The 11,961-nt window shown below is 51.1% G+C and carries 14 protein-coding genes; 10 read left to right on the top strand and 4 right to left on the bottom strand.

Annotation, left to right across the window (positions count from 1 at the left end):
* A partial coding sequence (locus POG22_RS12980) for a transposase (RefSeq protein ID WP_498903168.1) occupies positions 1 to 112 on the top strand: 112 nt, incomplete at its 5' end.
* Between the two features lie 9 nt (positions 113 to 121).
* On the opposite strand, the gene POG22_RS12975 is transcribed toward POG22_RS12980, so the two are convergent.
* The gene (locus tag POG22_RS12975; protein WP_498905703.1) at positions 122 to 475 is read right to left on the bottom strand and encodes a LysR family transcriptional regulator; all 354 of its coding nucleotides are present in this window, start codon (positions 473 to 475) and stop codon (positions 122 to 124) included.
* A gap of 115 nt (positions 476 to 590) precedes the next feature.
* On the opposite strand from POG22_RS12975, the gene POG22_RS12970 reads away from it, so the two are divergent.
* From POG22_RS12970 to POG22_RS12945, 6 genes are all read left to right on the top strand, one after another.
* Positions 591 to 1,334 carry an SDR family oxidoreductase gene (locus POG22_RS12970; RefSeq protein ID WP_063718153.1) on the top strand — a complete coding sequence of 248 codons (744 nt, stop codon included), beginning with the start codon at positions 591 to 593 and terminating at the stop codon, positions 1,332 to 1,334.
* A complete protein-coding gene (locus POG22_RS12965; protein ID WP_223307656.1) occupies positions 1,331 to 1,666 on the top strand; it encodes an antibiotic biosynthesis monooxygenase family protein in 336 nt (111 codons plus the stop codon). The genes POG22_RS12970 and POG22_RS12965 overlap by 4 nt, the downstream gene beginning before the upstream one ends.
* A 72-nt stretch (positions 1,667 to 1,738) precedes the next feature.
* Complete coding sequence (locus POG22_RS12960; RefSeq protein ID WP_063718152.1) at positions 1,739 to 2,653, top strand: DUF5996 family protein; 915 nt, start codon at positions 1,739 to 1,741, stop codon at positions 2,651 to 2,653.
* A gap of 397 nt (positions 2,654 to 3,050) precedes the next feature.
* On the top strand, positions 3,051 to 3,677 hold the full coding sequence (locus POG22_RS12955) for a macro domain-containing protein (RefSeq protein WP_063718151.1): 627 nt from the start codon (positions 3,051 to 3,053) through the stop codon (positions 3,675 to 3,677).
* A gap of 16 nt (positions 3,678 to 3,693) precedes the next feature.
* On the top strand, positions 3,694 to 4,425 hold the full coding sequence (locus POG22_RS12950) for an ATP-grasp domain-containing protein (RefSeq protein WP_498905700.1): 732 nt from the start codon (positions 3,694 to 3,696) through the stop codon (positions 4,423 to 4,425).
* 77 nt (positions 4,426 to 4,502) lie between these two features.
* Positions 4,503 to 5,114: a Uma2 family endonuclease gene (locus POG22_RS12945; RefSeq protein ID WP_063718150.1), complete on the top strand. Its 612-nt coding sequence runs from the start codon at positions 4,503 to 4,505 to the stop codon at positions 5,112 to 5,114.
* Between the two features lie 61 nt (positions 5,115 to 5,175).
* On the opposite strand, the gene pyk is transcribed toward POG22_RS12945, so the two are convergent.
* Complete coding sequence (pyk, locus tag POG22_RS12940; protein ID WP_498905698.1) at positions 5,176 to 6,603, bottom strand: pyruvate kinase; 1,428 nt, start codon at positions 6,601 to 6,603, stop codon at positions 5,176 to 5,178.
* 153 nt (positions 6,604 to 6,756) lie between these two features.
* Positions 6,757 to 7,878 carry an ATP-dependent 6-phosphofructokinase gene (locus POG22_RS12935; RefSeq protein WP_063718148.1) on the bottom strand — a complete coding sequence of 374 codons (1,122 nt, stop codon included), beginning with the start codon at positions 7,876 to 7,878 and terminating at the stop codon, positions 6,757 to 6,759.
* 208 nt (positions 7,879 to 8,086) lie between these two features.
* Here POG22_RS12935 and POG22_RS12930 point away from each other — a divergent pair, with 208 nt between their 5' ends.
* Together POG22_RS12930 and POG22_RS12925 are read left to right on the top strand one after the other, a co-directional pair.
* On the top strand, positions 8,087 to 8,389 hold the full coding sequence (locus tag POG22_RS12930) for a hypothetical protein (RefSeq protein ID WP_063718155.1): 303 nt from the start codon (positions 8,087 to 8,089) through the stop codon (positions 8,387 to 8,389).
* Between the two features lie 53 nt (positions 8,390 to 8,442).
* Positions 8,443 to 9,027, top strand: coding sequence for a thioredoxin family protein (locus POG22_RS12925; RefSeq protein WP_498905696.1), 585 nt, complete (start codon positions 8,443 to 8,445; stop codon positions 9,025 to 9,027).
* A 575-nt stretch (positions 9,028 to 9,602) separates the two neighbouring features.
* On the opposite strand, the gene POG22_RS12920 is transcribed toward POG22_RS12925, so the two are convergent.
* Positions 9,603 to 10,052 carry an MgtC/SapB family protein gene (locus POG22_RS12920; RefSeq protein ID WP_017659824.1) on the bottom strand — a complete coding sequence of 150 codons (450 nt, stop codon included), beginning with the start codon at positions 10,050 to 10,052 and terminating at the stop codon, positions 9,603 to 9,605.
* Between the two features lie 358 nt (positions 10,053 to 10,410).
* Between POG22_RS12920 and POG22_RS12915 the strand changes: the two genes are divergently transcribed.
* Positions 10,411 to 11,697 carry a glycosyltransferase family 4 protein gene (locus tag POG22_RS12915; protein WP_498905694.1) on the top strand — a complete coding sequence of 429 codons (1,287 nt, stop codon included), beginning with the start codon at positions 10,411 to 10,413 and terminating at the stop codon, positions 11,695 to 11,697.
* Positions 11,698 to 11,961 lie beyond the last annotated feature (264 nt).

The following is an 11,961-nucleotide window of genomic DNA, read 5'->3' as shown; positions in this document are numbered from 1 at the left end:
TGTGGAAGGTTTAAACAACAAGTTAAAGCTGATTAAACGCAAAGCTTATGGATTTCGTAATTTCTGCAACTTTGAGCTTAGGAGTCAGCTTTCTATGATTTTTTCAGATTGATTCTGCATCTTAAGTTCGGAAGAGCCTCAAATCCTTGAGGAATAGGTGGGTAAAGGCGCTAGGCGCACTAGTGCGAAGAATGCCCTGAGGTTCGGCCTGTTGCGCCACGATCGCCGTATTGGCTTCTTCAATTTCGGTGACGATGCGATCGCAGTACTCATAATACATCCGGCCAATTTCTGTCGGGCGCACTACCCGCGTTGAGCGCTCCAGCAGCTTCACCTGTAGCGCGTCTTCCAACTGTTGAATGCGACGGCTGACAGTGGCTTTCGGTAAATTCAGTCGCCGAGCAGCGCCGATAAAGCTCCCCTGCTTTACCACCTGGGCAAATACCAACAAGCCATTGAGATCCGGTATCTCCATATTTGTTTCACTTTTGGAACAGTCAATTCCATTTGACCAGGTTTTTTAAGTACCGTTTCAGAAGTAATGTGAATTTCAGACGTTCGCGGAAAGAATTGTTTCGAGAGGAAACCCCATGCAGATAGAAGACTGTACCGCTCTGGTTACCGGAGCCAATGGCGGCATTGGTCAATATTACATCGAAGCATTGCAAGCCGCAGGAGCCACCAAGATCTATGCCGGGGCTCGCAAAACCAGCTCACTGACTGACATTGTGGCCAGCGACCCTGAGCGCATCGTTCCTATTGCCCTTGATATCACCGATGAGCTGTCCGTTCAGGCCGCAGCCGCCAATTGTCCAGACGTAACGCTACTCATCAATAACGCTGGCATTGGGCTAAGGCAGGGCTTTATCTCGGCTCCTGACCTCTCCGCCGCGAAAGCTGAAATCAACGTCAACTACTTCGGCACGTTGAACATGTGTCGTGCTTTTGCGCCTGTTCTTAAAGCGAACGGTGGTGGGGCTATCATCAATATGATTAGCATTCTGGGACGCGTCAACTTTCCGCTCAATGCATCCTACGGTGCGTCTAAAGCGGCGACGTATCTCCTGACTCAAGGGGTCAGGGCGGAATTGGCGGCTCAGGATACGCTGGTGGTCGGAGTGATGCCAGGGACGGTGGATACCCCCGGCAGCAAAGACTTTCCACCACCGAAGGTGTCGCCGGCTGAGGTCGCTCGAGCGGCATTGCAAGCCGTGATTGCGGGTACGGAAGATGTATACCCCGGCGAACAGGCACAACAAATGGCCGCTCAGCTTCAGGCCGATCCCAAGTCATTGGAAAAGATGATGGCAGGGATGATGCCGACAACAAGTTGACTGCTTCTCATACCAGCCAGATCGTGATTACCTTTGTCAACGTATTCACCACCAAACTAGGGCAGCAGCAGGCCGCATTCGACCGTATCCATCAGGTTTACGCCGAGGTGGTACGAGAGCAACCGGGGTTTGTGGATGCGCAACTGCTGAAAAGTGATGACGGTAGTAAAGTGACCGCGATCGCCCACTGGCAAACGGCTGAAGCGCTGGCAGCCCTCAGACAAAATCCCCGGTTTCAAGAACTCCACGACCAGACATTTTGGGCGGCGATCGCGGATGTTCGTCCAACTGTTTACAGTGCGACCCCCGTTATCGTTCAAGCCGATGCTTAACCGTTGAAATAGCTGATAATGGGTTCCAATTAAGATTTTCTAGTCATAGAGTCGGCTCTGAATTTCAAAAAAATGATACACGCTCCCTGGCCCGAATTGACCCTGGAAGACTGGCAAGACACCTGTACGACCTTGCACCTGTGGACGCAGATCGTCGGCAAAATCCGCTTAGTGCAAACCCCGTGGATCAACCACTCCTGGCATGTACCGTTGTATCTCACCACCCGAGGTCTGACGACGAGCAATATTCCTTATGGGAATCGGGTGTTTCAGATTGAGTTTGATTTTCTGGAACACCACTTGTGGATTGCCACGGCTGAAGGTCAGATCGAAACGGTCGATTTGCGCCCTCGGTCGGTTGCCGATTTTTATCAAGCCATCATGCAGGCATTGAAAGATCTGGGGATTAATATCCGGATCGATACTTTGCCCAATGAAATTCCCGATCCCATCGCCTTTGAAGAGGACGATATCCATGCTAGCTATGACGGGGAGGCGGCGCAAAGGTTTTGGCGAGTGCTGTTGCAGAGCGATCGCGTCTTCAAGGAATTTCGTTCTCACTTTTGCGGCAAAGTCAGCCCGGTTCATTTCTTTTGGGGCAGCTTTGATTTGGCGGTGACCCGGTTCTCCGGTCGGCCTGCGCCAGAGCATCCCGGTGGCGTGCCCAACCTCCCCGATGATGTCGCCAAGGAAGCTTACAACCAGGAAGTCAGCAGTGCCGGATTCTGGCCTGGAGCTGGATTAGGCTATCCCGCGTTTTACTCCTATGCGTACCCAACCCCAGAAGGATTTAAGGATGCACCCGTGCAGCCAGAAGCGGCCTTTTTCCATGAGAGTTTGGGGGAATTTGTGTTGCCCTATGAGGTAGTGCGAACGGCAGATGACCCCGACCGAGTCCTGCTAAGCTTTTTGCAGAGCACCTATGATGCTGCCGCCGATTTAGCTCGATGGGACAAGGCCGCTCTCCGGCAGACCTGGTTCAAATAAATGTTCACCGACCGTCTGGCAGAACCGTAATTTCATACAGAATCCGTTCCCGATAAGCTAGGGCGTGTCATCAATTAAATTTAGATTCCAGTTAGGGAAAAGCTTTCAGCGATTTCAGTCTCAAATCGAATTAAAGCCTAAAATTCAGTGTTGGCAAGGAGTCCACAGCTAATTGATGACAGGCCTTAGAAGATGACGATTTTATGGATGGAGCGATCGAATTCGATCGAGAAAATGACCGATATTATCTACTGACAGATACGAAGGAGATCGCTTTCACCTCACGGGAAAGCCCAGCGATCGAGTGGCTGATGTAACAACGACCTATGGTTATGTAGCGCAGAGCGATCGCGATCGCTAAACTGAAAATATTCCTATTTCCATTTTCGAGATCGTCATGAAACCCACGGATATCAAACTAATCTTAGTCGATCCGAAGCCAGAGCTGTGTGAGGCTTGGCAAGAGAGGTTAAAAAACTTCTCTACCGTATCCGTTGTCAACGGCTATTTTGAAGAGTTGACCGATTACGATTGTATGGTGAGTGCGGGGAATTCCTTCGGTTTGATGGATGGTGGCGTCGATCTGGCGATCGTTCGCTATTTCGGTTTAGAATTGATGGCTCGCGTGCAACAACGGATTATCGACGAGTATTGTGGCGAGCAACCAGTGGGAACCTCTTTAATCGTTGAAACCGGACATCCTAACCATCCTTTTCTGGCTCACACGCCAACGATGCGGGTTCCTATGTCTATCTCTCAAACAGACAATGTTTATGTGGCAATGTGGGCGATGCTCGTCGCCGTTAAGCGACATAACCAACGAGAAGAATGTAAAATACAAACGATCGCCTGTCCGGGTTTGGGAACGGCTACCGGAAAAATGCCGTGCGATCGCGCCGCCCAACAAATGGCTCTCGCCTATAAAAATTTTCTCTATCCACCTGAGTCGATAAACTGGCCGTATGCTTCGTTAAGACAAAAAGCGATCGGAGCCGGTGGAGATGTTAAGGTTAGTTTAGATTAAAAGAGTGCGATCGAAAATGCCCACTCTCGTTTTGAGTTCCCGTTACAGTGAAGATTCGATCGCCTTGTGGCGTGCTGCGATCGCGCGAGGTTGGGATGTAGAGCGATTGGTGAACTGGCGACTTCCACCTCGACTCAAAACCGTTTCCGAACCCGTTTTACATCTCGAAGGTTTGATGGCAGATGCGATCGCCGAACAGCTTGGCGTTCGTTTGTTAACTCCCGCGATCGATTGGCTGCCAAATCTTCCTGAAAGATACCGAAAACGCTGGGTTTATCTGAGTACGTTAGGGGAATTCCGAAAAAGCAAAACTGAAGCATTTGTTAAACCGCCTAACGATAAAAGTTTTCCGGCTCGTGTTTATAAAATCGCTAACTTGCCAAGCGATTATCCTGATGAAATGCCCATTTTGATTTCAGAAATCGTGCAATGGGAAAAAGAGTTTCGCTGTTTTATTTTAAATCGAAATATTAAAACGTTTTCAATTTATCTTCGTCACGGAAAATTACAATCAGAAAACCAGTTTATACATACCCATAAAGAAGCTTGCGAGTTGCGTCAATTTATGGAAATTCTGCTCTCAGAAGATCGCGTACGAATTCCTCAAGCGACAGTTATCGATGTCGGTACGATTCGAGGGCGAGGCTGGGCAGTTGTCGAGCAAAATTCTGCCTGGGGTGCGGGTTTGTATGGCTGCGATCGCGATCGTGTTTTAGAGGTTTTAAAATATGCTACAGTTACAATATAAATTTATTATTTTAACTATAAAAGATCGTTAAAAATTCACACTTATTTTAACATATTTCAGTGTGAAAATAAACAATTATGGCACAAAGTCCAACTCAACTCAAAACCTTATTCGTCGAACTGCCGCGATCGCTCGATCTCCAAGTGACCCCCGAACAGTTCGAGGCACTTGCTGCCTTAAACCGCGATTTGAAACTAGAACGCACCGCAGACGGAATTTTAATCGTGAATCCACCCACTGGCGGCGAAACGGGATACCGAAACAGCAAAATTTCCTATTTTTTGGTCAAATGGATCGAGGAACAGGGCGGAAATGGCATGGCCTTCGATTCCTCCACGGGGTTTCAACTGCCCAATGGGGCGACTCGTTCTCCCGATGTCTCTTGGCTCGATCGCGATCGTTGGGAATCGCTAACGCCCCAACAGCGAAAAGCTTTCTTGCCACTTTGTCCAGATTTTGTGATTGAATTGCGTTCCGAATCGGACAGCGTGTCCAAATTGCGAGACAAGATGCGGGAATACATGGACAACGGCGCGAAATTGGCATGGTTAATCGATCCCCAAAAGCGCCAGGTGGAGATTTATCGCCCCGGCGCAGCGGTGGAAGTCTTGGACAATCCCGATCGCTTGTCCGGCGAAACGGTTCTTACGGGGTTCGTTTTGGATTTACAGCGAGTTTTGTCGGTTTGAAATTTCTCCATAGGCGCGTTGAATGAAACGCGCCTATGGAGAATCGACGGCACGCAGGCCGCTAAGCCACGATCGCCTGTCCGATGGTGTGAACCTTAATCAAACTGGTGCTTCCCGGCATCCCAATCGGAACCCCCGAAGTAATCACCACCTTGTCGCCTTTTTCCACCAAACCCCGTTCCACGGAGGTATTCACCACCGTCACCATCATCTCGTCGGAACTGTGAACCGTGGGAATCAAACAAGGTTGAACGCCCCAGGATAGCGAAAGCTGGTACTGGGTCGGTTCTTCCGGCGTAAAAGCAATAATCGGCGGATAGGGACGGTATTTCGAGATCGATCGCGCCGTTCCCCCAGACGAAGTATTACAGAAGATCGCCTTCGCATCGACTTCCGTGGCAATGCGACAGACCGATGCCGCCACCGATTCCGTCACGCTGAGATCGCCAGGTTGACCCGCTTTCGGATATTTCGATCGCGGCAAAACCTGCTCCGTTTCCAAGGCAATATCCCGCATCACCTTCACCGCTTCGATGGGATAGTGACCCACTGCCGTTTCTCCAGAAAGCATGATCGCGTCGGTTCCGTCGAGAATCGAGTTCGCCACGTCCGTCGCCTCGGCCCGAGTGGGATCGGGGGCGTCGATCATCGACTCCAACATCTGCGTCGCCGTAATCACCGGTTTTCCCGCCTCGTTACAGCGTCGAATAATGTCCTTTTGAATCAACGGTACTTCGTGCATGGGGAGTTCGACCCCCATGTCTCCCCGCGCGATGAGAATGCCGTCGGCGGCTTCGAGAATCGCATCGAAATCGTCGATCGCCTCCCGTTTCTCGATTTTGGCGATGACGCGAGTTTTTGCCCCAGCGGCCTCGATCGTCCGTTGAACCGGTTCGATATCGAGAACCGATCGCACGAAAGACACCGCTACCCAATCGACATTGTGTTTCAAGCCAAAGCGCAAATCGAGCAAATCTTTCTCCGTTACCGACGTCATCGGTAAGTGAGTTTGCGGTAAGTTCACCCCTTTACGGGACAGCAACACGCCGCCGATGGTCGCTTGGGCGCGAATGGTATCGGCCGTGCGTCCGGTGACGACGAACTTGACCCGTCCGTCGTTAATCAACAGCGGCTCTCCCTTACGGACGATGGCAAACACCATCGGTACGGGAAGGGGAATTTCGTGAATATTATCGCCCGATTCCGTGGCGACAAACGTAACTTCCTGTCCGGCTTGGACTTCTAATCCTTCTGGCGGTAACGATCCCAAGCGAATTTTCGGCCCGCAGAGGTCTTGCAACACGGCCACGGGCATATTGCGATCGACCCGCAGGCGTTGAATGGTATCGATCGTTTGAGCGTGAAATTCGTGACTGCCGTGAGAGAAATTGAGGCGGGCGACGTTCATACCTGCCGCCGCAAGAGATTCGAGCATTGTCGGCGAACAAGTTGCCGGGCCGACCGTGCAGATAATTTTGGTGCGTCGCATAAAACACCTAAAAGCTGATCTATCGTGTCGAGGGGGCTGCCCTAATTACGTTCTCGTTACAGTTGGGGAACGATCGAGCAAAATTGTCGTATAGGGCGGACAACATCCACCGCGCTCTATATTTCCTGTCGTTTGTGTGAGATGGCGTCAGTGTCAGCGGGCGATCGAACTGACTAACGGCGCAATCGCAGTCGCGTTGAGTTCTCCCATATAAATTCCCAACCCTCGGGCTGTTTGGACGAGACAACCTTGGGGATCGACGTAGGTGGGACTTTGGGCGCAGACTTCGGCGATCGATACGTCGGCGACTTCCCCGTTTTTCCAAACCACCACCTGACCGAAGCGTTCGTCAGCGACGAGATCGACGGCAGCTTTGCCCAAAGCAGAGGCCAGAACGCGATCGAACGCCGATGGCATTCCACCCCGCTGGACGTGGCCGAGGACGGTAACGCGAGCTTCGATCGTGTTTTTCGTGTAACGGCAGATTTCGTCGGCGATGTAGTTGCCGATCCCGCGCAAGCGGATTTCTCCTTGGGCGTCGGTGTAAGCCCGAGATTCGCCCGATAGGGTTTTTGCGCCTTCGGCCACGACGACGATCGCGAATCGATGTCCCCAGCGATCGCGCAATTCGTCGAGTTTTTTGCGAACGCCGCCGATGGTGTAGGGAATTTCGGGAATGAGAATCACGTCGGCACCGCCTGCGATTCCGGCGTGTAAGGCCAAGTGTCCCGAATCCCGTCCCATTGTTTCGACGACCATCACGCGATCGTGACTGGCGGCGGTATAACTGAGTTTGTGGAGGGCCTCAACGAGGGTGTTTACTGCGGTATCGAAGCCGATCGACCGTTCGGTGACGGCCACGTCGTTATCGATGGTTTTGGGAATGCCGACGAAGTTCCAACCGCCTTTGCGAGCCAGTTGAGATAAAATCGCCAAACTCCCGTCACCGCCAATTCCGATCAAGGCGTCGAGATCTAAGGCGCGATACCCCTCGATAATCTCGTCCGTGCGAGCTTCTGTCGGTCCTCGGTTGATCGACCCGAGAATGGTTCCCCCGGTACTCAACAGCGGATCGATGCCTCGCATATCGAGGCCGTGTACCGTGAGGGCGACCGCTTTGCGATCGAGCAATCCTTGAGTTGCGTAGGGAATTCCGAGAACTTCCCAGCCAAAGGTCAACGTCGCATGGCTGACTACGGCTCGGATCGCCGCGTTTAGCCCGGGACAGTCGCCGCCACTGGTGAGAATTCCGATTCGCTGGTGGGTTTTGGTCATTGGCTTGGCTGTTGTCGGTAGACGATCCGATATTTGCCTTTACTCTAACTGGGGTCTGTGGTGGATGTGTCATTTTTTGGGTTTTATTTTGAATTCCTCCCGCGTGCTTGGCATTGCCGTAACGTTTCGTTGCAACTTTACGTTTTTCGGTAAAAGGGTATTCCACAATGAAAGTTAACAGATGCCGGGTTTAAAGGAGATTTTTGGCATGACACGTCATCGGATTTTAGCGGCGATGGCAGCAGTTTCTACGGTCGTCGCTGCCTCTCCCGCTTTCGCTGCGTACTGGGTTCGCATGGGGACTGCCTCGACGGGGGAAGTGGTGGCGGTCGATCGCGACAGTATTGGCTGGTTCGACGGTAACTTGTACTTTACCTACAGCATCGGCAATGAGGTTATCGACGCGATCGCCTATTGCAGTAGCAATCAGTGGTACGCCGAAGGGTACGGAACCTACACGCCCCAAAGCGAAGCCACGCAAAATATGTTGAACTACGTTTGCAATTACTAGCAACGTTTTTTAACCTGAGAAGGCGTGTACCTTATGGTTGACGGAGTTTTGTTATGGTTCTCACGCCTTCGACAATGTTGGATCTCGGGGTGTCTGTTCCCCCGTTTTCGCTACCGGATACGGTCTCGGGAAACACGATTTCCCTCGATACTTTTTCAGATAAAAAAGCGTTACTCGTCATTTTTCTGTGCGAACACTGTCCGTTCGTCAAGCACGTTCGCGGCGAACTGGCTGATATTGGTCGAGACTATAGCGATCGCGGATTGGGAATCGTGGCCGTTAGTTCCAACGATGTGGAAAACTACCCGGACGATTCCCCAGAAAATTTGAAAGCGATGGCGCAAGAGTGCGGGTTTAACTTTCCCGTGTGTTACGACGAAACTCAGGAAGTGGCGAAAGCTTATACCGCCGCTTGTACGCCGGACTTTTTCTTATTCGACGGCGATCGCAAACTGTTTTACGCCGGACAACTCGACGACAGCCGCCCCGGAAACGACAAACCCGTGAACGGGAAGGATTTGCGAGCGGCGATCGAAGCGGTTTTAAGCGATCGACCCCTCGAGAGCGATCGTAAACCCAGTGTCGGCTGTAACATTAAATGGAAACCGGGGAACGAACCTGACTATTTCAAGTCTTAATTAGCCCGTCGGTTGGCTCGAGGATCGGCTAAGTTCAGACGTCGATCGGAATCGGTTTTTACTCCACGCAAGGCTCGTCGAACGACCCAACTTGAACCTGAATCTTTGGTTTAGGGGTGCAGAAAACTGTTAATACGGAATCCGAATTTCAACGCTTCGACTTCGCTCAGCGTTGAGTCCTCGACTCCGCTCGGACTCAAACACTGGTTTTACTCAGTCAGACAAGCCCCTCTATCCCCCCAACCCCCCTCTTCTTTGGGGGGCTAAGGGGGGGATGTGGTGAAGACTTTTTGAAACCTCACTTATCGGAAACGGATTCCGTATAAAAACAGAATCTTGACAAAAAGCACGAGATATAAAGTCTCGCTTGATGTTGTTATGCACCTCAAATTCCTTTGAATTTTAAAAAAGATTAGTAATATAGCAACCCTAAATCAGTTGTTTAATAAAATCGCGAACAGAGAACAGGGAATCAGGTTTTTTCTGGTGTTTTAAGTTTTGACGACTCATTTGGGACTGCCATATAAAAAATAAATCGATCTTTTTAAAAAAGAAAGATCGACAATTTATCGCATTTAATTTTTTAATTTCGACCATCGTTTTTCAAGTTTTCCCAACATTCGTAAGACAACCCAGGTCACGAGAGAACACGTAAATCCAAGTCCTAACAAGCCACTTCCGACAATAATTCCCAATGCAGCCGACATCCAAATAGCAGCAGCAGAGGTCAAACCACGAATTTTAGGATTTTGCAAAATCGTGCCCGCTCCAATAAAGCCGACGCCAGAAACCACACCAGAAACCGCTCGCATGAAGGCTTCGGGGTTTTCTTGCGCGATACCGAGTTGAATGGGAACGAGGACGATTAACGCCGAACCGAACGACACGAGCATATTGGTTCGCAATCCTGCGGCTTTGCGTTTCGCTTCTCGTTCGATACCAATAATTGCGCCAATGGTAAGGGTTAAAGCCAAACGAGCGATGATTTGTAATTCGTCGACAGGAGCGAGGGCATAACTGGTCAATGGTTTATCGATTGAATTCAGCTACGTCTATTGTGGCAAAAATATGTTTACAAACTTAGCGTTTTGACTAAGAGAAATGCACTGGACTCGAAAAACGAGTATCGATCGCAATGAAGGAGACGGTCGATCGCAAGTCTAGAAGGAGTTTTCGCGGATTTAATTAATATCCTTAAACTTACCTTAACTTTTGTGAATCGAGGTAAATCGCCCTTGCAATCGCGAGATTCAAAGGCGATCGCAACAGAGACATCGTTCCTCCAAATCTGAAATTTCCATCGAACGATAGATGCGATCGCCTTTAAAGATAGAGGACGATCGAAGTAGCGTCATCTGTAGGAGTAGTTGAGGGATTTGCTGTATGAGTTACACCCCAGAGAAACCTCGCGGTCATATTTCGCTCGTCTCCGTTCACGGCGATCCGGCGATCGCGATCGGTAAAGAAGAAGCAGGCGGTCAAAACGTTTACGTAAGCCGTATCGGAGAAGGATTAGCGCGATTGGGTTGGCAAGTCGATATGTTTACCCGCAAAACCGATCCGAACCAAGAATCAGTCGTCCATCACAACCCAGGCTGTCGGACGATTCGCCTCACCGCAGGGCCCGAACGCTTTGTCAACCGACAAGAACTGTTCGAGTGTTTGCCAGAATTTTTACAAGCATTTTTACAAGTTCCCCGAACGGACGACACGCTACATCCGCTAGTTCATACAAATTACTGGCTTTCCGGTTGGGTCGGTCGCGAACTTCGCAAACACCGTCCAATTTCTTGGGTTCACACGTATCATTCCCTCGGTTACGTCAAGTACGATACAGTCGAATCGATTCCCGATATTGCCAAAACTCGCTTACAAATTGAAAAAGACTGTTTAGAGCAATCCGATCGCGTAATTTCGACGAGTCCGCAAGAGCGATCGGATCTCAGAGAATACGTTTCAGAAAAAGGAGAGATCGAAATCGTTCCCTGCGGTACCGATATCGACCGTTTCGGTACGATCGATCGCCAAACCGCCAGACAGCTATTAGGATTAACCCCCGAAGAAAAATTTGTATTGTACGTGGGACGTTTCGACCCCCGCAAAGGAATCGAAACCCTGGTTCGAGCCGTCGCCGATTCCCAAGTGCGCGATCGCTTTTCCGTCCGCCTCGCCATCGCTGGGGGAAGTCGTCCCGGCCACAAAGACGGTGACGAACGCGAACGCATCGAGGCCATCGTCAACGAGTTAAACCTGGGCGATCGCACCACCTTTACCGGACGCCTGAGTCGTGCAGAACTGCCAAAATACTTCGCCGCCGCTGACGTTTGCGTCGTTCCGAGTCATTACGAACCCTTCGGCTTAGTTCCCATCGAAGCCATGGCCAGCCGCACTCCCGTCGTCGCGAGTAACGTCGGGGGATTGAAGTTTACAGTGGTTTCCGAAGAAACCGGCTTGCTGGTTCCCCCGCAAGACGTAGAAGGTTTTGCTCGAGCGATCGCGCGAATTTTAGACGATCCCCAATGGCGCGATCGTCTCGGAGACGCCGGACGCCAGCGAGTCGAAGATCGTTTCAGTTGGGACAGCGTCGCCAAACAGCTCGATGGCGTCTATCAAGCCCAACTCAAAACGCTCTATCGTGACTTCTTCGCCAGCAGTTCCGCCGCAAGGTAGCAAGGGAGCAAGAGAGAGGGGGGAGAGAAGCCGTAGGGTGCCGTGACGCGGGCGCCCCCTGTAGTCGAAGTCCGACCAAAGTAGTTTTACCGCGTCACGCACCGCCCCCAACCGATTTAGGGGAGCAAGGGAGCAAGAGAGAGGAGGGAGAGAAGCCGTAGGGTGCCGTGACGCGGGCGCCCCCTGTAGTCGAAGTCCGACCAAAGTAGTTTTACCGCGTCACGCACCGCCCCCAACCGATTTAGGGGAGCAAGGGAGCAAGAG

The organism is Geitlerinema sp. CS-897 (assembly GCF_028368005.1).
In the GTDB taxonomy this organism is placed as follows: Bacteria; Cyanobacteriota; Cyanobacteriia; order Cyanobacteriales; family Geitlerinemataceae; genus Baaleninema; species Baaleninema simplex.
Note: the sequence above shows the minus strand (reverse complement) of the source record. Positions and strands in the feature narration are given on the sequence as shown.